At 57.9% G+C, this 19,815-nt stretch carries 19 protein-coding genes; 4 read left to right on the top strand and 15 right to left on the bottom strand.

Annotation, left to right across the window (positions count from 1 at the left end):
* Nucleotides 1-103: 103 nt before the first annotated feature.
* From ACYQ11_RS14120 to coaE, 15 genes are all read right to left on the bottom strand, one after another.
* The gene (locus tag ACYQ11_RS14120; RefSeq protein ID WP_459924445.1) at nucleotides 104-934 is read right to left on the bottom strand and encodes a phosphoribosylformylglycinamidine synthase subunit PurQ; all 831 of its coding nucleotides are present in this window, start codon (nucleotides 932-934) and stop codon (nucleotides 104-106) included.
* On the bottom strand, nucleotides 931-3,939 hold the full coding sequence (locus ACYQ11_RS14115) for an AIR synthase-related protein (RefSeq protein WP_459924444.1): 3,009 nt from the start codon (nucleotides 3,937-3,939) through the stop codon (nucleotides 931-933). Before ACYQ11_RS14115 ends, ACYQ11_RS14120 begins: the two co-directional genes overlap by 4 nt.
* A gap of 51 nt (nucleotides 3,940-3,990) precedes the next feature.
* Nucleotides 3,991-5,058 (bottom strand): RIP metalloprotease RseP, encoded by a 1,068-nt coding sequence (gene rseP, locus ACYQ11_RS14110; RefSeq protein WP_459924443.1) that lies wholly within the window; start codon nucleotides 5,056-5,058, stop codon nucleotides 3,991-3,993.
* 48 nt (nucleotides 5,059-5,106) lie between these two features.
* Nucleotides 5,107-6,273: a 1-deoxy-D-xylulose-5-phosphate reductoisomerase gene (locus tag ACYQ11_RS14105; RefSeq protein ID WP_459924442.1), complete on the bottom strand. Its 1,167-nt coding sequence runs from the start codon at nucleotides 6,271-6,273 to the stop codon at nucleotides 5,107-5,109.
* Nucleotides 6,274-6,286: 13 nt separating this feature from the next.
* On the bottom strand, nucleotides 6,287-7,108 hold the full coding sequence (locus ACYQ11_RS14100) for a phosphatidate cytidylyltransferase (RefSeq protein WP_459924441.1): 822 nt from the start codon (nucleotides 7,106-7,108) through the stop codon (nucleotides 6,287-6,289).
* A gap of 41 nt (nucleotides 7,109-7,149) precedes the next feature.
* Nucleotides 7,150-7,887 (bottom strand): undecaprenyl pyrophosphate synthase, encoded by a 738-nt coding sequence (gene uppS / locus ACYQ11_RS14095; protein WP_459924440.1) that lies wholly within the window; start codon nucleotides 7,885-7,887, stop codon nucleotides 7,150-7,152.
* Nucleotides 7,888-7,889: 2 nt separating this feature from the next.
* Nucleotides 7,890-8,447, bottom strand: coding sequence for a ribosome recycling factor (gene frr, locus ACYQ11_RS14090; protein WP_459924439.1), 558 nt, complete (start codon nucleotides 8,445-8,447; stop codon nucleotides 7,890-7,892).
* A 118-nt stretch (nucleotides 8,448-8,565) separates the two neighbouring features.
* A complete protein-coding gene (pyrH, locus tag ACYQ11_RS14085) occupies nucleotides 8,566-9,276 on the bottom strand; it encodes a UMP kinase (RefSeq protein ID WP_459924497.1) in 711 nt (236 codons plus the stop codon).
* A gap of 17 nt (nucleotides 9,277-9,293) precedes the next feature.
* On the bottom strand, nucleotides 9,294-9,893 hold the full coding sequence (gene tsf, locus ACYQ11_RS14080) for a translation elongation factor Ts (RefSeq protein ID WP_459924438.1): 600 nt from the start codon (nucleotides 9,891-9,893) through the stop codon (nucleotides 9,294-9,296).
* Between the two features lie 2 nt (nucleotides 9,894-9,895).
* Entirely contained in the window at nucleotides 9,896-10,768 is an 873-nt protein-coding gene (gene rpsB, locus ACYQ11_RS14075; protein WP_459924437.1) for a 30S ribosomal protein S2, read from the bottom strand.
* A 160-nt stretch (nucleotides 10,769-10,928) separates the two neighbouring features.
* A complete protein-coding gene (gene prmC, locus ACYQ11_RS14070) occupies nucleotides 10,929-11,834 on the bottom strand; it encodes a peptide chain release factor N(5)-glutamine methyltransferase (protein ID WP_459924436.1) in 906 nt (301 codons plus the stop codon).
* Complete coding sequence (prfA, locus tag ACYQ11_RS14065) at nucleotides 11,818-12,888, bottom strand: peptide chain release factor 1 (RefSeq protein ID WP_459924435.1); 1,071 nt, start codon at nucleotides 12,886-12,888, stop codon at nucleotides 11,818-11,820. Before prfA ends, prmC begins: the two co-directional genes overlap by 17 nt.
* Before the next feature lie 139 nt (nucleotides 12,889-13,027).
* Nucleotides 13,028-13,249 (bottom strand): 50S ribosomal protein L31, encoded by a 222-nt coding sequence (gene rpmE / locus ACYQ11_RS14060; protein WP_459924434.1) that lies wholly within the window; start codon nucleotides 13,247-13,249, stop codon nucleotides 13,028-13,030.
* A gap of 27 nt (nucleotides 13,250-13,276) precedes the next feature.
* Nucleotides 13,277-14,524, bottom strand: a complete 1,248-nt coding sequence (gene rho, locus ACYQ11_RS14055; protein ID WP_459924433.1) for a transcription termination factor Rho — start codon at nucleotides 14,522-14,524, stop codon at nucleotides 13,277-13,279.
* Between the two features lie 307 nt (nucleotides 14,525-14,831).
* Nucleotides 14,832-15,443 (bottom strand): dephospho-CoA kinase, encoded by a 612-nt coding sequence (coaE, locus tag ACYQ11_RS14050; protein WP_459924432.1) that lies wholly within the window; start codon nucleotides 15,441-15,443, stop codon nucleotides 14,832-14,834.
* Between the two features lie 108 nt (nucleotides 15,444-15,551).
* On the opposite strand from coaE, the gene ACYQ11_RS14045 reads away from it, so the two are divergent.
* The 4 genes from ACYQ11_RS14045 (at nucleotide 15,552) to ACYQ11_RS14030 (ending at nucleotide 19,560) form a co-directional block, all read left to right on the top strand.
* Nucleotides 15,552-16,940, top strand: coding sequence for a CCA tRNA nucleotidyltransferase (locus ACYQ11_RS14045; protein ID WP_459924431.1), 1,389 nt, complete (start codon nucleotides 15,552-15,554; stop codon nucleotides 16,938-16,940).
* A gap of 147 nt (nucleotides 16,941-17,087) precedes the next feature.
* Nucleotides 17,088-17,765 (top strand): adenylate kinase, encoded by a 678-nt coding sequence (locus tag ACYQ11_RS14040; protein ID WP_459924430.1) that lies wholly within the window; start codon nucleotides 17,088-17,090, stop codon nucleotides 17,763-17,765.
* A gap of 199 nt (nucleotides 17,766-17,964) precedes the next feature.
* A complete protein-coding gene (gene rpsU, locus ACYQ11_RS14035) occupies nucleotides 17,965-18,168 on the top strand; it encodes a 30S ribosomal protein S21 (protein WP_459924429.1) in 204 nt (67 codons plus the stop codon).
* A gap of 108 nt (nucleotides 18,169-18,276) precedes the next feature.
* Nucleotides 18,277-19,560 carry a bifunctional folylpolyglutamate synthase/dihydrofolate synthase gene (locus tag ACYQ11_RS14030; protein ID WP_459924428.1) on the top strand — a complete coding sequence of 428 codons (1,284 nt, stop codon included), beginning with the start codon at nucleotides 18,277-18,279 and terminating at the stop codon, nucleotides 19,558-19,560.
* Nucleotides 19,561-19,815 lie beyond the last annotated feature (255 nt).

Below are 19,815 nucleotides of genomic sequence, written 5' to 3'. Positions count from 1 at the left end.
GGTGCGGATTTCGGCGAAGCCGGTGTGCAGAAAAACGGTTCCTCGGTCTCCGGGACAACCGGAAAGGAACCGTTTCAATGATTTCCGGGCTGAATGCCAGGGATTATAGGCCCCTGTTACGGATATAGTCAACCCCATTTCTGAACAGACGGATACCCGGCGTGTCCATGGCCCCGGGCCGGCCGTCCATCCCCTTTCGCCTGTCCGTCTCCCGCCTGCGGGTCCATGCGGGATGGTTGGTCGGATGATTGAAGGCTTCGGGGTGCGGCATCAGGCCGAACACCCGGCCGGTGGTGTCGCAGATCCCTGCGATGTCGTCCACCGATCCGTTGGGATTTTCGGGAAACCGTCCACGGGCCGGGGTCCCGTCGGAAAGGGCGTAGCGCAGCACCACCTGCCCGTTCTCGATCAGGGTGTCGATCACCTGCGCCTCGGCGTAGAATTTTCCTTCACCGTGACGGATCGGATACTCCATCCTGTCCATGCCCCGGGTGAACACACAGGGGGAGTTCGGGTTGACCGCGAGATGGACCCAGTCATCCCTGAAATTGCCGCAGTCGTTGTAGGTCAGGGCCACCTTCCGGCTCCGGTAGTCGCCGTCGAAACCGGGCAGAAGTCCCATGTTGACCAGGGTCTGGAATCCGTTGCAGATGCCGATGACCAGATTGCCCCCGGCGATGAACGTTTCGACGGCCGCACCGATATGGGTCCTGAGCCGCACGGCCTGCACCACCCCGGCGCCGTGGTCGTCACCCCAGCTGAATCCGCCGCCGAACACCAGAATATGATAATCGGACAGGGATGCGCTCCCGTCGATCAGGGCATTGATATGCACCCGGTCGGCCACGGCCCCGGCCAGCTCGAAGGCATGGGCCGTTTCATGATCGCAGTTCAGGCCGTAACCCGTCAGAACAAGCACCTTCACATCTTTCATATCAGATCTCCAAACCGTTTCTTCCACGCCTGTTTCAACCGGGCCACCGTCAGGGACACAAGGGGTTCGCCGCCGATGCCGGTGATCGTCACGGGAGCCGTTTTTGAACCCACCCGGCCGATCCGGCAAAGGGCCAGGCCCTTAAAGAGTTTTTCAAAGACGGGGGCATGATCCGGTGCAACCGTCACGATGACCCGCCCCGGGGTTTCCGAAAACAGAATGCGGTCGTTCCGCCGTCCGGTTTCGTCCCCTTCCCACAGCACATCGGCCAGATTCACCTCCATGCCCAGACAGCCGCCCATGGCCGCAAGGGCCAGATGAACCCCGAGGCCGCCGCGGTACACACCGTGGGCCGAGGCCAAAAGGCCCGTTTCCAGAGCCCGGGACAGGGCCCGGTAGCGGGGCATGAAATGGGCCGGATTGACGACGGGCACGTTCAGGCCCACAAGGCCCAGATGCTCGTAATACTCCGATCCGCCAAGATGATCGGACGTGCCGCCGATCAGATAGATCAGATCGCCCTCCGTCTTGACGTCCATGGTCACGCAGCGGTTGATGTCGGAAACCACGGCCGAGGCCGAGAACTGCATGGTCTCCCGAGCCGACACCTTGACGGTCTGGCCGTAACGGCCTTTGAGGTGACCGTCCACATACATGCTGTCCTTGCCGGACAACAGAGGAATTTCATAGGCCAGACACATGTCTTTGAGGGCCCGGCAGGACCTGACCAGCTGGGCGGCCTTGAAACGGCCGTCGGGATTTTTCACCGGATGGTACTGGATGTCGGGCCAGCAGAAGTTGTCCACCCCGCCGATCTGGTCGGGATCGGCCCCCACACAGATCAGGCGGCGAACCGCCTCGTCGATGGTGCAGGCGGTCATGTGATAGGCGTCGATGGCCGAGTAGGCGGGCAGAAGGGCCTGGGAAAAGGCAAGGCCCCGTTCGGAACCCAGAACCGGCCTGATCACCGAGGCATCGCTCGGCAGATCCCGCTCGCCGCCCACCAGGGGTTTGATCACGCTGGTGCCCTGAACCTCGTGGTCGTACTGCCGGGCCACCCATTCCTTTGAACAGAGGTTGGGCCGGTCCAGAAGATCCATAAGCAGGACCGGGTAATCCGCCGGCTCGCCCAGTACCGGTTCCGTCAGCCCGCGTTTTTCGGGAGACAGCCACAGGGCATCGAATTCCCACTGGGGGAAGCCCTCGGACAAAAGGTCCATGTTCACATAGGCGCAGGTCTTGCCCTTGTAGGTGATGTGAAGCTTGCCCGAATCGGTATAGGTTCCGATGACGGTGCTTTCCACCGCGTGCCGTTTTGACAGGGTCATGAACCGACTGAGATTTTCCGGCCGGACGACCACGGTCATCCGTTCCTGGGATTCGGAGATCCAGATTTCCCACTGGTCCAGGCCGTCGTATTTCAGGGGGACCTTGTCCAGTTCCACACGGCAGCCGTTGCTGATTTCCGCCGATTCGCCGATGGACGAGGACAAGCCGCCCCCGCCGTTGTCGGTGATGAACTCGATCAGCCCCTCGTCACGGGCCTCAAGAATGAAGTCGTGCATTTTTTTCTGGGTGTAGGGGTCGCCGATCTGCACATGCCCGGCCGGGGTGTGTTCGCTGAACACCTCGGAGGATGCCGTGACGCCGTGGATGCCGTCCTTGCCCACCCGGCCCCCGGCCATGATGATCAGATCGCCGGGGGAGGTTTTTTTCTCATGGGACGGTTTACCCTTGACCGTGGCGGGCATGATGCCCAGGGCCGTCACGAAGACCAGGCTTTTGCCCAGATAGCCCCGGTCGAAATAGATCTGGCCGAAGGGGGTGGGAATCCCGCTTTTGTTGCCGCCGTCCTTGACCCCTTCGATGACGCCGTCGAGCAGGCGACGGGGATGGAGACGGGGTTTGAGTTCCCCGGCGTAATCCCGGTCCGCCACGCAGAAGCCGTAACTGCCCATGACCAGCCGGGAACCCAGGCCGGTGCCCAGAGGATCACGGTAAACCCCCACGATGCCGGTGATGGCACCGCCGTAGGCTTCCATGTTCGACGGGGAATTATGGGTCTCGCCGGTGATCACGTAGTTGTTTTCCTCGTCGAACCGGCCGATGCCCGCGTTGTCCCAGAGCACTGAGACCACCCAGTCCTTGCGGTCCTTGAGCGCAAGGGTCGGTTCTTTGATGTAGGTCCGAAACAGGTTGTCCTCGACGATAGTTTCGCCGGTTTCGGCATCGGTATAGCGGAACACGCCCTGGAAGGTGTTGTGATTGCAATGGTCGCTGCGGCTCTGGGAGATGTATTCCAGTTCCACGTCGGTGGGATCGGCAAGACCCACGGCGGCCCGTTCACGACGGACCTCGTCACGGAGAAAATAGTTCCGGATCACCGGAATGTCCTTGGCGTTCAGGGCCAGGGACCGCTCGAAGCTGATGTGTTGAAGCACGGCGTCGCTTGCAACCGAGAGAGTGCCGACCGTGGGGGTATGGTCGAGCATCACCCGGGGCACGATGAAGCCCACGCCGACGGCCGGATCCCAGCTTTCGTTTGAGAACACCTTCCACTGCTGGATGATGTCGTTGGCCAGAAGCTGCCCGGCCAGGGTATGGGCGTCCGCCTCGGTCATGGTTTTCGATACGATACAGTAGCGCCTGGAGGTGTAAACCGCTTCGTCCGGGCGGAACCGTTTGCCCAGGATGTCCTCGATGGCCTCCACGGCCGTGCTGCCGGGGTTGTCCCGGACGCCGGGACGGAACCCCACCCACAGACACCAGTCGAAGGGCGTGTCCAGGGGCTCAAACGAGGATTCCTGGGTCACGGGATTGGTAAACAGTTCCCGCTGAATGACGGCAAAGTCCGCATCACTGAGATCGGCGGCAATGGTCACGATGTGGATGGTCCTCACCGCCTCGATCTCCATACCGAAATAAGCCTTTGCTTTCTTGCGCAGGCCCTCGCCTTCGGCGTCGCTTAACTGGGGTTTCAATCTGATTTCAAGTCGTTTGAGCATGATTGTCCATGGTCCTGATAAAAGTCATGACACACGTCAAAGCCCGCCCCCTCACGTGGGGATGGTGCGTGTCAGGTCATTGTAAAACACAAAAATCATCAACAGAAGCAGCAGAAGCATACCCACCTGCTGGGCCACTTCCCGTGCCCCGTCGCTGACGGGACTGCCCTTGACGGCCTCGATGGCGAAAAACACCAGGTGCCCGCCGTCGAGAACCGGAATGGGCAGAATGTTGAGGATGGCCAGATTGATGCTGATCACGGCGATAAAGGAAATCAGGTTGACCCAGCCCGCCCGGGCCTGGTCGCCGGCCATCTTGGCGATCATGATCGGCCCGCCCAGCTCTTTTTTCGATATGGTGCCCTGAATCATCTTGACCACCGAAAGCACGGTGACTTCGGTTACGACCCAGGTCTGTTTGAGGCTTTCGCCAAAGGCGGAAAACACGCTCATCTCTCTGCGGATCAGGTCGCCCCGGGCTTCCACGCCGATCAGGTAGCGCTCGACGGTTTCCCCGAACAGGTTCCGGGTTTCGCTCAGCATCGGGGTCACGGAAACGGTCAGGGTCTTTTCGCCCCGCTTGATGGTAACGGCCCGCTCGCCGCCCCGGCCGTCCTTGATGCGAGCGGCCATGTCTTCCCAGGTGTTGATAACAACCCCGTCGATGGAAAGGATGCGGTCGTCGGCCTGAAGGCCGGCCGCCTGGGCCGGTGAGGCATCCTGGACCCCTCCGATAACCGTGTCCATGTCATAGGCGCCGTATCCGGCATAGAGGCCCCAGAAAATCATAACGGCCAGGACCACGTTGAAGACCGGCCCCGCCGCCACGATCAGCATCCGTTTGTACACGGACTTGTGGGTAAAGGAATGGGGAATCATGGCGGGATCGAGGTCCGCATTCGGTTCCTCCCCCACCATTTTCACGTAGCCGCCCAGGGGGATGGCACTGATCCGGTAGTCGGTCATGCCGACGGTTTTACCGACGATGCGCGGACCGAACCCCAGGGAAAACTTTTCCACCCCCACCTTGAACAGGCGGGCCACGATAAAATGGCCGAACTCATGAAAAAAAACGAGCACGCCAAGAACGATAATCAATGCGATGATGTTGGTTGTCATAAGGTAACGCTGTCCTGATGTCGACGAAGGCAGGCGACATGACGCCCGTCACCTGCCCCGCTGCTGTCTGATAAAAATTTCCGCCTGGTCCCTTGCCCATGCGTCAGTCCCGATAATATCCGATAAATCCGGTTTTTTTTCAAGCACATGTTTGTCCATGACCTGCTCGATAATCCGGGCGATGGCCGTAAAGGGAATCTGCCGGTCAAGAAAGGCATGGACCGCCGTTTCGTTGGCCGCGTTCAATACGGCCGGAAGGGTATGGCCGACCCGGCAGGCTTCGTAAGCCAGAGACAGACAGGGAAAGCGCTGGGTATCGGGCGCTTCGAAAACAAGGGCGCCTAAGGCGGCGAAGTCGGGAACCGGCAGGTCAAGGGGCAGACGTTCGGGCCAGGACAGGGCATAGGCGATGGCCCCACGCATGTCCGGCGCCCCCATCTGGGCCAGCACGGCCCCATCGTGGAACACGGCCATGGAATGAACGATGCTCTGGGGGTGCACCACCACCTCGATGCGGGAGGCGTCAAGATCAAACAGGTGACGGGCCTCGATCACCTCGAGTCCCTTGTTCATCAGAGTGGCGGAATCGATGCTGATTTTCCGTCCCATGCTCCAGGTCGGATGGGCCAGGGCGTCTTCGGGACGGATGGTCTCAAAGACCGCAGCCGGTGTTGTTCGGAACGGCCCGCCCGAGGCGGTCAGCAGGATTTTGGCCAGGGCCGTTTTCGCCTGCCCTTCGATGCACTGGAACACGGCGCTGTGTTCGCTGTCCACCGGAAGAATCCGGACCCCTTTTTCCCGGGCCAGGGCCATCACGACATCTCCGGCGGCGACCAGGGTTTCCTTGTTGGCCAGAGCAATGTCCTTGCCCGCTCTGATGGCGGCCACCGTGGGCAGAAGGCCCGCGGCACCCACAATGGCCGAGACGGTCATGTGGACGTCGGGATGGGCGGCGGCATCGGCGTAGCCCTGATCTCCGAACACGATGTCGACGGCAAGATCCGAAGGCAGGCGGGCCGCCAGCTGCCGGGCGTGGGCCTCGTCGATCACCACGGCCACCTCGGGCCGAAAGCGTTCGACCTGACGGGCCAGGGTCTCGACCTGGGTGGCGGCGGCCAGAGCCTTGATTGCATAGCGGTCGGGGAACCTGGAAACGATATCCAGAACGTTTTGTCCGATGGAACCGGTACTGCCCAGCACGGAAAGATATTTCATGATCAGCCCCGTTTCATCCCAGCAGATACACCTTGAACAGGTAAGCCGCAGGCGCGACGAACAACAGGGCATCAATACGGTCGAGAATGCCGCCGTGGCCCGGAATGATCGATCCCGAATCCTTGACCCCGAAGGTCCGTTTGAGCGCCGACTCGAACAGATCGCCCACCGGTCCCACCACGCTGACCGTCACCAGAAACACCAGGGTCATCACAAGGGGCAGTTTGGGGAAAAAAAACCATTGGATGCCAAGGCCGCAGATTAGGGTCAGAAAAAGGCCTCCCAAAAATCCCTCCACGGTTTTCCCGGGGCTGACCTTGGGGCAGAGCTTGTGTTTTCCCAGATAGGTTCCGGCGTAATAGGCCCCGGTGTCGCACAGGGCCACCAGAACCAGCACATAAAAAACCCAGGCCACGCCGTCTGTCCCGTCGTTCCGGATCAGGACCAGTGACGAGATCAAAAGGGGAATATACACCGTTCCCTGAACCTGACGGCTCAGAACCGAGATTGCATCGGACCCCGCCTCGTAGCGCAACAGGGTGAAAAGGCCGGAAATCATGAAGCTCGCCGCCACTATGCCCAGCATCAGATCGAAGCGTCCGGGGTACCGGTAGGCGGAAAAGACGATGGCCTGGCAGGTCAGATAACCGATCAGGGCCACGGGCCCGAACACGGATTCGCGCTGTTTGCTGAACACGATGAAATAATACTCGGAAAGGGCGATCAGGGCCGCCACGGAAATCAGGATGGAAAACCAGAAAAGCCCGCCTTTGGCGATGATCAGATACAGACAGGGAATGGCCACCAGAGCCGAGAGTATTCGTTTTAGATGCATGGAGAAACCTTGTCCTGTGTGTGAGAGAGCCCCCCTGGGCCCTATTCGGACACCTTGCCGAAACGACGGTCCCTGTTTTGGTAATCGGCAATGATGCCCAGGTATTCCTCCTCGCTGAAATCGGGCCAGAGGGTGGGAGAAAAATAGATTTCCGCATAGGAGAGCTGCCACATCAGAAAATTACTGATGCGCATCTCGCCGCTGGTCCGGATCATCAGGTCCGGGTCCGGCATGCCCGCCGTGAACAGATGACCGGACACCATGGCCTCGTCGATATCCGTCACATCGATCTCACCGTCTTTGACCTTGCGGGCCAGGGTCTGAACCATGCCGGTGATCTCATCCCGGCTGCCGTAGCTCAGGGCCAGGTTCAGGCACATGCCGTCATTGTTCCGGGTCTCGGCCATGGCCCCCCGGAGGGCCGAGGCCACATCATCGGGAAGCCGGTCGATACGGCCCAGGGCGTTCAGACGGATACGGTTGTCCATCATCTGTTTTTTTTCAGACTGGATGAATTTCTTGAGAAGGGACATCAGGGCCGCCACTTCGGCTTTGGGACGGCCCCAGTTCTCTGTTGAAAACGCATAAAGGGTCAGGTAGCGCACACCGATTTCACGGGATGCCCGGACAATGGTCCTGACCGTCTCCGACCCTTTTTCATGCCCCTTGACCCGATTGAGGAGTCGTTTCTTCGCCCACCTGCCGTTGCCGTCCATGATGACGGCCACATGGGCGGGAACCTTCGAGGGATCGATGCGTTTACGGGATTCGGAAGACATGGTCAAATTTCAAGAATCTCTTTTTCTTTGTCTTTGAGGATCTCATCGATCATCTTGATGTGCTCGTCGGTGATGGCCTGGACCTTGTCCTGGGCCTTGAACTGCTGGTCCTCGGAAATTTCGTTGTCTTTCTTGAGGTTCTTCAGCAATTCGTTGGAGTCCCGCCGGATGTTCCGGATGGCCACCTTGAAGTCCTCGCAGGTTTTGTTGACCAGCTTGACGATCTCCTTGCGGCGCTGTTCGGTTAAGGGCGGCACGGAGATACGGATGATTTTACCGTCACTGGACGGCGTCAGGCCGATGTTGGCCTTGAGAATGCCTTTCTCGATTTCCTTGAGGGCACTGACGTCCCAGGGCTGGACGGTGATGAGCCGGCTTTCGGGAATGGAAATGGACGCCATCTGGTTGAGGGGGGTGAGGGTCCCGTAATAATCCACCTTGACGCTGTCGAGCATGGAGGCGGAAGCACGACCCGTCCTGACGCGCTGCATTTCCTTCTTGAGTGCATCGATGGACTTGGCCATTCTGTCTTTGGTTTCCTGATGAATGGATGCAATCATGGTGACACCACCTTTCGATCGTAACGGGTTATACAGTCATAGATTCAGCGGTTTGAACGGAGAAAAAAACACGTTCCGCAACGCCGTCACACGGGCGTTGCGGAACGTGCAAGGGATCTTAAAGGTTCTCGATACGGGTCCCGACATTATCCTCGCCCATAACAACCTTTTTGATGTTGCCCGCACCGGACATGTTGAAGACCGACAGGGGCAGGTTGTTGTCCATGGCAAGGGAGATGGCGGTCATGTCCATGACATGCAGCTGACGCTCCAGAACCTCCATGTAGGAAATCTTGCGGATAAAGGCGGCATCTTTGTTGGTCACGGGATCGGAATCATAGACCCCGTCGACCTTGGTCGCCTTCATCAGGATTTCAGCGTGGATTTCATGGGCGCGAAGCACCGCCGCCGTATCCGTGGTGAAATAGGGACTCCCCGTCCCGGCGGCGAAAATCACGCAGCGTTTTTTTTCGAGATGCCGGACCGCCCGCCTGAGAATAAACGGTTCGGCAAACTCGTGCATGGCAATGGCCGTCTGGACCCGGGTTGGAATCCCGTTTTTTTCCAGGGCATTGGAAAGGGCGATACTGTTGATCACCGTGGCCAGCATGCCCATGTGATCCGCGGGTGCCCGGTCCATGCCGTAGGAACTCGCCTTGATGCCGCGGAAGATATTGCCTCCGCCGACCACGATGGCCACCTCCACGCCCAGCTCATGGACGGAAAGGACTTCATCGGCGACATATTTCAACATGTCGGGACTGATACCGAAGCTCTGCTCGCCCATCAGGGCTTCACCGCTGAGCTTCAACAAAATACGCTTGTACATGGGTTCGCTCAAAACGATTACTCTCCACCCAGTTGAAAACGTGCAAAGCGACGGATCTTGATGTTCTCACCGATCTTGGCGATGGTTTCGGTCAGAAGATCGCTGATGGTGAGCTTGGGATCACGGATGTACGCCTGGCTCAGCAGGCAGGAGTCCTTGTAGAATTTATCGATCTGCCCGTCGACGATCTTGTCGACGATGTTGGCGGGTTTCCCCTGCTCGAGGGCGCGTTCACGATAGATTTCACGTTCACGTGCCACCACGTCGGCGGGAATTTCCTCCGGGTCAAGGCCCATGGGTGCCGCGGCGGCGATGTGCATGGCCACGTTTTTGGCAAATTCGAGAAAGTCGTCGTTCTTGGCCACGAAGTCGGTTTCACAGTTCACTTCGACCATGACCCCGATTTTACCGCCCATGTGGATATACGACTGGATCACCCCTTCCTTGGCGTCCCGGCCGGAACGTTTCTGGGCAGTGGCCAGGCCTTTTTTCCGGAGGAAATCAAGGGCTTTTTCAACATCGCCGTTGTTTTCCTTCAGGGCCTGTTTGCAATCCATAATACCGGAACCGGTTTTGTCCCGAAGTTCTTTGACCATTGCTGCATTGACTTCTGTCATAATCATTCTCCCATATCGTCGGATTGATCATCCGCATCTTCGTATTCAGTGGCAACCGTCTTTTTGCGAATCACTTCCACCACAGGTCCGTCCGTATCGCCGTCCGACGCCTGGATCTTTTCCGCTCTGGCTTTCACGCCGTCAAAGTCCGCGTCCTCGTCCTTATCCGCCTGGGCCACACGTTTTTCTTCATAGCGTTTCATGCCTTCGATGCAGGCATCGGCAACGCGGGAGGTCAAAAGACGGACGGAACGGATGGCGTCGTCGTTGCCCGGAATGATGTAGTCCACGTCATCCGGGTCACAGTTGGTGTCCACCACGGCCACGATGGGAATACCCAGGCGTTTGCCTTCACGAACGGCGATGGCTTCTTTTTTCGGATCGATCACGAAAATTGCGCCGGGAAGACCGTTCATGGTGCTGATGCCGCCGATGACCGAACTGAGTTTCTCACGTTCCTTGGCCAGCTGGAGGCGTTCTTTTTTCGGATAGTTGTTGATGGTCCCGTCGTTTTCGATGGTGTTCAGGTGATTCAGACGGTTGATGCTCTGTTTGATGGTCTGGAAATTGGTCAGCATGCCGCCCAGCCAGCGGTTGTGCACGTAGTACATTTCGGCGCGGTTGGCTTCTTCATAGATCGTTTCCCGGGCCTGTTTCTTGGTACCCACGAACAGCACGGACTTTCCGCCGGCCGTGACGTTGGCGATGAAGTCGTAGGCGTCCTTGAACATACGGACGGTCTGCTGCAGGTCGACAATGTAGATGCCGTTGCGTGCGCCGAAAATGTACGGTTTCATTTTCGGGTTCCAGCGTTTGGTCTGATGCCCGAAATGAACGCCGGCTTCGAGCAGTTCTCTCATGGTTACGTAAGCCATTTTTTTCTCCTTGTGAGTGGTTGTTTCCACCGCCTCCATCATCCCGTCAACCGACTTTGCATCAAAGCACCGGGTCTCCGGTCCGAAAGGCGTGTGAGCTGCGATTACAAATCCAAATTTATGTATCAGATAATATAATGATGATCAACAGAATATTTTGTCAGGGCTTCTGGATTTTCCTGGCCCGGACCACCCGGTCGCGGCCGGCGTAATCGGTGAAGAAATCGACGTCGCCATAGTCCGGGGAGGCCTCGAACAAGGCCCTGACCGCCTCTTTCTGGTCATACCCCATTTCCATGAGAAGCACGCCGCCGGGCCTGAGAAAGGCCGCCGCCGAGGCCACGATATGCCGTATACAGGAAAGACCGTCATGATCGCCGTCCAAGGCTTGCCGGGGTTCGAACCGCGCCACTTCAGGTTCCAGGGTGTCGATCACCGCGCGGGGAATGTAAGGAGGGTTGGAGACGATCAGATCCATGGCCTGCCGGGGTTCAAAGGCATCGAGCCAGCTTCCGTTGACAAAGTGCACCGGCGCGCCGGGAAGGAGGCGGTCCCGGTTGGAACGGGCCTGAATCAGTGCGGTCAGCGACAAATCCACAGCCAGATAGCGGTGATCGGGCTTCTCCGAAGCCAGGGCCAGTACAATGGCGCCGGAACCGGTTCCCAGGTCGACCACGGTCAGCGGGCGGCCGCCTGTGGAAAGCGCCGCCATCTCAATGAGGGCGCGCTCGACCAGGCATTCGGTATCCGGCCTGGGAATCAATACCCCGGGCGACACGTCAAGATCCAGGGTCCAGAAGCCGCGGGTGCCGATGATGTAGGCCACCGGTTCACGGTCGGCCCTGCGCTTGATCAGGGCCTTGAACCTCGCCAGCTCGTCCGCCGTCAGGGGTTTGTCGTATTGCAGGTAAAGATCGATACGGCTGATCCCCAGACTGTGGGCCAGAAGGAGCTCGGCCGTCATCCGGGGGCTGTCGATGGACCGTGCGCTGAAAAAATCCGTGGTCCAGCCGATCAGCCGGGCGATGGTCCAGGGCGCCTCGGTCGAATCAGAGGGATTCTTCATTTTTCAAGGCCAGGGCCTGGTTGTGGGTGCGCAGGCTGTCGATCACCTCGTCAATCTCTCCCTGCATGATGCTGTCCAGCCGGTACAGGGTCAAGCCGATGCGGTGATCGGTCAGGCGGCCCTGGGGAAAGTTGTAGGTCCGGATCCGTTCGCTCCGATCCCCGGAGCCCACCTGCCCCTTGCGGTCGGCCGATCGCTTGGCGTTCTGCTCCTGGATCATGGCGTCCAGAATTCGGGAACGAAGCACCTTCATGGCCTTTTCCTTGTTCTTGTGCTGGGATTTCTGGTCCTGGCAGATGGCCACGGTACCGGTGGGAAGGTGGGTCAGTCGCACGGCGGAGTCGGTGGTGTTGACGCTCTGGCCGCCCGGCCCCGAGGCCCGGAACACGTCAACCTTGATCTCGCTGGGGTCGATGTGAAGCTCGACTTCCTCGGCTTCGGGCAGAACCGCCACCGTCACCGCCGAGGTGTGGATCCGGCCCTGGGTTTCCGTGGCGGGCACCCGCTGGACCCGATGGGTTCCGCTTTCGTACTTGAAAACGCTGTAGGCCCCCTTGCCGTGGACCATCATGATCAGTTCCTTGAACCCGCCCACGCCGGTCTCACTGCTGTCCATCACCTCGATGGTCCAGTTTCTGGCTTCGGCGTAGCGGCTGTACATGCGGAACAGGTCTCCCACGAACAGTCCGGCTTCCTCGCCGCCGGTTCCGGCACGGATTTCGACGATCACGTTCTTGTCATCCAGGGGATCTTTGGGAATAAGAAGCTTTTTCAGCTCAAGCTCCGCCTCGTCCTTCTGCACGTCCAGGCTTTCAAGCTCGTCTCTGGCCATGGCCTTCATATCCGGATCACTGTCGCTTAGAAGCTCCGTGCTGCTGTCGATGTCCGCGAGGATTTTCCGGTACTGGCGGTACGCCTCGACGATGCGTGAAAGTTCACCGTGCTCCTTGATGTATTTCTGATAAAGGGTCCTATCGTTCATGACCGCCGGATCACTGAGCAGCCTCTCCAGCTTGATAAAACGATCCTCGACACCCTGTAATTTCTGAAACATAGCCCCGTGTGCGGCGCAGGTCCGGACGGACCGGAGACCTCAACCGCCCTTTTTTGCATCTGTGTGGATAAACGACAAAAAGGGAAACCGGGTTGACACCCGATTCCCCTTAGCCATGACCATTGAACGCTCTGTCGGTCTACTTCTTGATGTTCTTTGCGTCGAACCCTGCGAATTTTTTGCGGAAACGATCAATTCGACCCGCAGTGTCCACCAGCTTCTGCTTGCCGGTGAAAAAGGGGTGGCAGTTCGAACAGATTTCAACCTTGATGTCTTCCCGGGTGGAGCCCACATTGACCACATGCCCACAGGCGCAAGTGGCCGTGGTCTGTACATACTTGGGATGAATACCTTCTTTCATTATTATTTCAACTCCTTAACACTGTGGTTACGAATTCATGGATTCAAGAAACTCTTTATTATCTTTTGTTCCGCTTATTTTGTCAAGCAAAAAGCCCATGCTGTCCACGGTGTTCAGTGAGGCCAGAAGCTTTCTCAGAATCCAGATCCGATCCAGCTGGGATTTGTCGACAAGCAGCTCTTCCTTCCGGGTTCCGGACTTTTTGATATCGATGGCCGGGTACATACGCCGGTCGGACAGCTTGCGGTCCAGCACCAGCTCCATGTTGCCCGTCCCCTTGAATTCTTCGAAAATCACCTCGTCCATGCGGCTGCCCGTTTCGATCAGGGCCGTGGCGATAATGGTCAGACTGCCCCCCTCTTCCACATTCCGGGCGGCGCCGAAGAACCGCTTGGGCCGGTGCAGGGCGTTGGAGTCCACACCACCGGACAGGATCTTGCCCGACGGCGGCATCACGGAGTTGTAGGCCCGGGCGAGACGGGTGATGCTGTCCAGGAGAATGACCACGTCCTTCTTGTGTTCGACCAGACGCTTGGCTTTCTCGATCACCATTTCCGCCACCTGAACGTGCCGTTCGGCGGGTTCGTCGAAGGTGGAGCTGATCACCTCGGCGTTGACCGACCGTTCCATGTCCGTCACTTCTTCGGGCCGCTCGTCGATCAAAAGGATAAAGGGAACGATGTGGGGATGGCTTTCGATCATGCAGTTGGCGATGTTCTGGAGAAGCATGGTCTTACCGGTCCGGGGCGGCGACACGATCAGTCCCCTCTGGCCGAAACCGATGGGGGCCATCAGTTCGACGATGCGCATGGAATAGTTGTCGGGATCACGTTCAAGCTGGACTTTGGTATCGGGATACAGGGGGGTGAGGTTGTCGAAAAAGATTTTTTCCCGGGCGATTTCGGGATCCTCGTAGTTGACCGCTTCGACCTTGAGCAGGGCGAAATAGCGTTCCGACTCCTTGGGCTGCCGGATTTGACCGGACACGGTGTCCCCGGTCTTCAGGTTGAAACGCCGGATCTGGGAGGGCGAGACATAAATATCATCCGGTCCGGGCAGGTAGTTGCAGTCCGGGGACCTTAAAAAACCGAATCCGTCGGGAAGAATTTCAAGGGCTCCTTCACCATAGATCATCCCGTCTTTTTCGATCTGAGCCTGAAGAAGAAGGAAGATCAGCTCCTGCTTTCTGAGTCCGCCGGCGCCATCGATCTTGAATTTTTTGGCCAGCTTGGCCAACTCCTCGATCTTCATGGCCTTTAATTCAACAATATTCATTCACTCGCACTCCATAAATAATAGATAAAATTTGTCGTTCACCTGATTGTGTGTTGGGGTTGATTGATTCAGCGTGCCACCATTCGTGCCTGGCCTGGTTTGAAAAGATCTGGGTAAAAACCAGGAAAAAAAATGAGCCTGGCATAACCCATCAGTTACCGACCACCCGTGTTGTCCTAAGATTAGTTCAAAGAGACGTGTTGATTATTCGTGTCAGTGGATTAAAGCCCTGTTTCAGAAATAACATTTTTTTAGTACAATAGGTACGCATTACCTGTCAAGTGCTTTTGACACACGAAAACGCATTTTAGAACCGTTCCTGATAGAATCGTTCGGTCAGACGACACAGCCGTTCACGATCCCCGTTGTTGTCGATGATCACATCGGCCCTTTTTTTCTTTTCAGACAAAGGCATCTGAATCCCGATCAGGGCCCGTGCCGCGTCCTCGCTCACCCGATCCCGGTCCATCAGCCGCCGGATCTGGACCGCTTCATCCACGGCCACCAGCACCGTCAGGTCGAAATCCTTTTCCATACCCAGTTCAAAAAGCAGAGGGATTTCAATGACCGCCACACGGTGCCCCCTGTCCGCGCAGTCCCGGATACGCTGATTCATGACCTTTAAAATCTCCGGCTGCACCAGGGCTTCCAGCATCTCTTTTTTCCGGGGGGCCCGGGTGATCATCTCCCGAAGAACCGGCCGGTTCAGCTGCTTATCGGCCGTCAGCACGGACGGCCCAAAGGCCCGGACAATGGCCCCATGGGCCGGCATCCCCGGCAGGACCACGTCACGGGCCACGGCGTCGAGGCTGATCACCGGCACGCCCTTGCCTTCAAGGCACCGGCAGACGGTGGACTTCCCCGAGGCGGCCCCGCCGGTTACGGCGATGGTCCGGATGGACGGCGTCTCAATCATCATCGGACTCCAAAATATATTTTTTCTATACAGGCTTCCTGAAAACGCATATAGTCGGTTATTCTTCAACCGGCATTCATAGCATCAAACACGACAAAGAGACAGCGGAATATGGTGCGGTTCAATACTCATATCATCCCGCCCTGGAAAGGGGCCTTTCTGGTGGGCGGTTCCATCCGGGATATCCTGGCCCGGCGCGTGCCCGGCGACTACGATTTCGTTGTTCTCGACAACCCCAAGGGGTTTGCCATGGCCATCGGTGAAAATACCCACGGCCAGGTGATCACCCTGGGCAAACCCGGCCTTACGCTCTACCGGGTCATGTCGCCGCTGGGCGTGTTCGACGTCACCCCGGCCGCCGGGCCCACCCTTGTCGAAGACCTGTCCCGGCGGGATTTCACCATCAATGCCATGGCGGTGGATCTTTACACCGGCGACCTGATCGATCCCTTCGGCGGCCGGGACGACCTTGAAAAAAAACGCATCCGCATGGTCTCGAGCCGATCCTTTGAAGCCGATCCGATAAGACTCCTTCGGGCTTATCGCATGGCGGCCCTGTTCGATTTCGACCTGGAACCGGACACCCGGGCGGCCATCGGACACCACCGCCTGCTGATCGACCGCAGCGCCGGAGAACGCATCAACGCCGAACTGCTGAAAATATTCGAGCGCCCGCACTCCGCCGTCTACCTCCGACAGATGATCGACAGCGGCCTGCTGTTCGTCATTTTTCCCGAACTTGAGGGCCTTTCGGCCTGTCCGCAGAACCGGCATCACGATTTCGACGTTCTGGAACACACCCTCCGCGCCTACGAGCATCTGGAATCGATGCTCAATCATCTCGATGACTTCATAGAAAAACCCCACGACGAACGGCTCCGGATCCGCCATCACATCGCCCTGATCAAATTCGCCATCCTGCTTCACGATATCGGCAAACCCGGCTGCCTGACCGAAAAAAACGGGGCCATTCATTTCTACGGCCACGAGATCCTTGGAGCCGACATGGCCGAGGCGATCTGCACCCGACTCAAGTGCTCCGGGTATGAAAAAAAATACACCGCCTTTGTGATCCGCCACCATCTCCGGCCCCTGTTTCTTTTTTCCGACACCGATCCGAAAACCAACCGGAACAAAGCGAAAACCCGCTTTTTCATGACCTGCGGCGACCACAGTCCGGACATCCTGCTGCACGCCTGCGCCGATTTCCTGTCCAAAAAAAACGACCCGGACCGGCCCGAACAGACTGCGTTCAAGCAGTTCGTCCGGGACATGATCAGAGACTATTTCACCGCCTTTGTCCCCGTCCGCCGGGCAAAACCCGTGCTGACCGGCCGGGACCTGATCCGGGAGTTTTCCATGACCCCCTCACCCTTTTTCCGTATTATCCTCGACCAGGTCGAAGAATCACGTCTTGCGGGACAGATCCGTTCCAGAGACGAGGCCGTCCGGCTGGCCCGCGACATCATCGATGCGGGTAATAATCATTCCAGTTCTTGACAAGGTATCGACATTTATATAGTAAAGTCGAGTTGTATTCTCGAATATCCGGAGGGGAGGCTCTTCCCTCTGTTTCTGATTGATTTGGAGCGCGGCCTGACATCCACGCCCCTAACCCATTAACTTTTATCTCGAAAGGACATTGTCATGAACATCCTGTTTTTCGGCCCCAACGGCAGCGGCAAGGGTACCCAGGGTTCCATCCTCAAGGAAAAGTACAATTGCGCCCACGTCGAATCCGGCGGCATTTTCCGTGAAAACATCAAAAACGGCACCGAACTGGGCAAGAAAGCCAAAAGCTTTATCGACGCCGGCGATCTGGTTCCCGACGAAATTACCATTCCCATGATCCTCGACCGGCTCAAACAGGATGACTGCAAAAACGGCTGGCTTCTTGACGGTTTCCCCAGAAACAAGGTCCAGGCCGAGAAACTCGACGAATCCCTGAAACAGGCAGGCATCAACCTGGACTACGTGGTTGAAATCCTTCTTGACCGTGAAATCGCCAAACTCCGCATCACCGGCCGCAGACTGTGCGTCAACGACAACAACCATCCCAACAACATCGGCATCGAGGCCATCAAACCCAACGGCGACAAATGCCGCGTCTGCGGCGGCGCTCTGACCGCCCGCGCCGATGACCAGGACGAAGCCGCCATCGACAAACGTCACGACATTTACTACAACACCGTGGACGGCACCCTGGCCAGCGCATACTACTTCAAGGATGTGGCTGCCAAGAGCAACGGCAAGACCAAATACATCACCTTAGACGGCGCCGCCGACATGAAATCCGTCACCAACGAGCTGGTGTCCAAACTCTAAGACAGGACCCGCCGTCACCACCCAAACGAAAAACCCCGCGCCTCGCCGCGGGGTTTTTTATGGTCCGGCCGCCCACTTTGTCCTTGCCATTTGACGCCCATTCGTATAATGGTACTGGTTTATATAACGATTTAAAAAAATAACCGTCGACCCGGCGCTTCGAGCCGGGAGATTCGATGAGAAGAAAGGGGCGATACATTTGAAAGAAATCGAAGTCAAAGTCATTGATAATGACCTGGAAAAAGCCATGCGCATTCTGAAGAAAAAAATTCAGAACGATGGTTTGTTCAAACGGTTGAAGCTCAAAAAAAGCTACGAAAAACCGAGCGAATACAAACGGCGCAAGCACAGAGAGTCCCTGCGCCGCCAGAGAATTGCCACGGCACGAAGCCGAAACAGATAATTCTCAAAAAAAAGACCGAGACGTTGTTTTCAAGACCCGGCATGACCTTGCGTCATGCCGGGTTTTTTCCAGGGTCATCCCGACAAACACGAACGGCACCCCCTTATTATGACCGCACACACCGAATACGATCGCTGTCTTGACACCATGTACGCCCTGGGCCGCTTCGGCATCGTCCTGGGCCTGGCCACCATGGAGGGCATTCTCGCCCGCCTGGGAAACCCCCACCGCGATTTCAGGTGCATCCACGTGGCCGGAACCAACGGCAAGGGCTCCGTGGCCTCGACCCTGTCCCACATCCTCCACCGGGCCGGATACCGGACGGGGCTCTACACCTCCCCCCATCTGGTCAGTTTCAACGAGAGGATCAGCATCGACAACGTGAACGTCACCAACGACGAGGTGGTCGAGTCCTACAGAGCCGTCGAGGCCGCCAATACCGGCGAGCGGTCCGCCACCTTTTTCGAGCTGACAACGGCCATGGCCTTTTACCTGTTCAGCAAAAAAAAGGTCGATTTCGCCGTCATCGAAACCGGTATGGGCGGGCGGCTCGACGCCACCAACATCATTGACCCCCTGCTGTCCGTCATCACCAACATCTCCCTGGAGCACAAATCCTATCTGGGCAGCACCCTTTCCGCCATCGCCTTTGAAAAGGCAGGCATCATCAAGCCCGGTGTCCCGGTGATCAGCGCCGCCACCCAGAGGCCTGTCATCGACGTGATCCGCCGAACCGCCGAAGAAAAAAACGCGCCGTGCTACCTCTACCGCAAAGACTTCAAAGCACGCCGAACATCGGAGCCGGGAAGGTTCACCTATTACGGCCTCGATCATCACTGGCCCGACATGAAAACCCATCTTCTGGGCCGTCACCAGGTGGATAACGCCGCCCTTTCCCTGTGCGGCGCCGAAATCCTCATGGACCGGGTCCCCGGCCTCGATGAAACCGCGATCCGCGAGGGACTGGCCGAAACCCGCTGGGCCGGACGGCTGGAGATCGTGTCCGAGCGTCCCCTGACCTTGGTCGACGGCGCCCACAACCTGATGTCGATCCATACCCTTGCGGCCTATCTCAAAGAAACCTTTTCCGGCCGGACCATCACCCTCATCACCGGCATTCTCGACGACAAGGCCTACACCGCCATGTTCAAATGCCTGCTGCCCCTGTGCCGCCGGGTGATCCTGACCCGGGCCAAAACCGAACGCAGCATCGACCCCCGTCGCCTGTTCGAGGCGGCCCGGACCCTCTGCGCCGATGCCCGGGTCATCGAGGATATTCCCGAGGCCATCACCTTCGCCGAAAAGGCCGGCGACCCCGACGACGTGATCTGCATCTCCGGCTCACTCTACGTGGTCGGCGAAGCCAAGGCCTTTTTCAACACACGGGCATAGAAAACCGCCGGCTTAGCGTTTGAGGCTAAACAATCGGCTTGCGACCTGCGGCATCATGGGTTGCGGCCGCCTTTGCCTTTTTATCCGTTTATATCGCCTGCAGGGCAATCGCATGTTCCACGGTCATGATCCGGATGTCGATCAGCGGCACCGTGTGACATGCGAAGGCATGTCCGGCTTTCCTCTGTGACTTTGTGTCTCTGTGAGAGCGATTAAACCGGCGTCTCCGAAGGGGTATGTGATTTCTCACGGAGA

It is taken from the genome of Desulfatiferula olefinivorans (assembly GCF_054657895.1).
The sequence above is the reverse complement of the archived record's forward strand: the minus strand, read 5'-3'. Positions and strand labels throughout refer to the sequence as shown.

Bases quoted from the DNA above. Each gene is read 5' to 3' on its own strand.
- ACYQ11_RS14120 (WP_459924445.1), bottom strand. From the start codon at position 934: ATGAAAGATGTGAAGGTGCTTGTTCTGACGGGTTACGGCCTGAACTGC.
- ACYQ11_RS14115 (WP_459924444.1), bottom strand. From the start codon at position 3,939: ATGCTCAAACGACTTGAAATCAGATTGAAACCCCAGTTAAGCGACGCC.
- rseP (WP_459924443.1), bottom strand. From the start codon at position 5,058: ATGACAACCAACATCATCGCATTGATTATCGTTCTTGGCGTGCTCGTT.
- ACYQ11_RS14105 (WP_459924442.1), bottom strand. From the start codon at position 6,273: ATGAAATATCTTTCCGTGCTGGGCAGTACCGGTTCCATCGGACAAAAC.
- ACYQ11_RS14100 (WP_459924441.1), bottom strand. From the start codon at position 7,108: ATGCATCTAAAACGAATACTCTCGGCTCTGGTGGCCATTCCCTGTCTG.
- uppS (WP_459924440.1), bottom strand. From the start codon at position 7,887: ATGTCTTCCGAATCCCGTAAACGCATCGATCCCTCGAAGGTTCCCGCC.
- frr (WP_459924439.1), bottom strand. From the start codon at position 8,447: ATGATTGCATCCATTCATCAGGAAACCAAAGACAGAATGGCCAAGTCC.
- pyrH (WP_459924497.1), bottom strand. From the start codon at position 9,276: ATGTACAAGCGTATTTTGTTGAAGCTCAGCGGTGAAGCCCTGATGGGC.
- tsf (WP_459924438.1), bottom strand. From the start codon at position 9,893: ATGACAGAAGTCAATGCAGCAATGGTCAAAGAACTTCGGGACAAAACC.
- rpsB (WP_459924437.1), bottom strand. From the start codon at position 10,768: ATGGCTTACGTAACCATGAGAGAACTGCTCGAAGCCGGCGTTCATTTC.
- prmC (WP_459924436.1), bottom strand. From the start codon at position 11,834: ATGAAGAATCCCTCTGATTCGACCGAGGCGCCCTGGACCATCGCCCGG.
- prfA (WP_459924435.1), bottom strand. From the start codon at position 12,888: ATGTTTCAGAAATTACAGGGTGTCGAGGATCGTTTTATCAAGCTGGAG.
- rpmE (WP_459924434.1), bottom strand. From the start codon at position 13,249: ATGAAAGAAGGTATTCATCCCAAGTATGTACAGACCACGGCCACTTGC.
- rho (WP_459924433.1), bottom strand. From the start codon at position 14,524: ATGAATATTGTTGAATTAAAGGCCATGAAGATCGAGGAGTTGGCCAAG.
- coaE (WP_459924432.1), bottom strand. From the start codon at position 15,443: ATGATGATTGAGACGCCGTCCATCCGGACCATCGCCGTAACCGGCGGG.
- ACYQ11_RS14045 (WP_459924431.1), top strand. From the start codon at position 15,552: ATGGTGCGGTTCAATACTCATATCATCCCGCCCTGGAAAGGGGCCTTT.
- ACYQ11_RS14040 (WP_459924430.1), top strand. From the start codon at position 17,088: ATGAACATCCTGTTTTTCGGCCCCAACGGCAGCGGCAAGGGTACCCAG.
- ACYQ11_RS14030 (WP_459924428.1), top strand. From the start codon at position 18,277: ATGACCGCACACACCGAATACGATCGCTGTCTTGACACCATGTACGCC.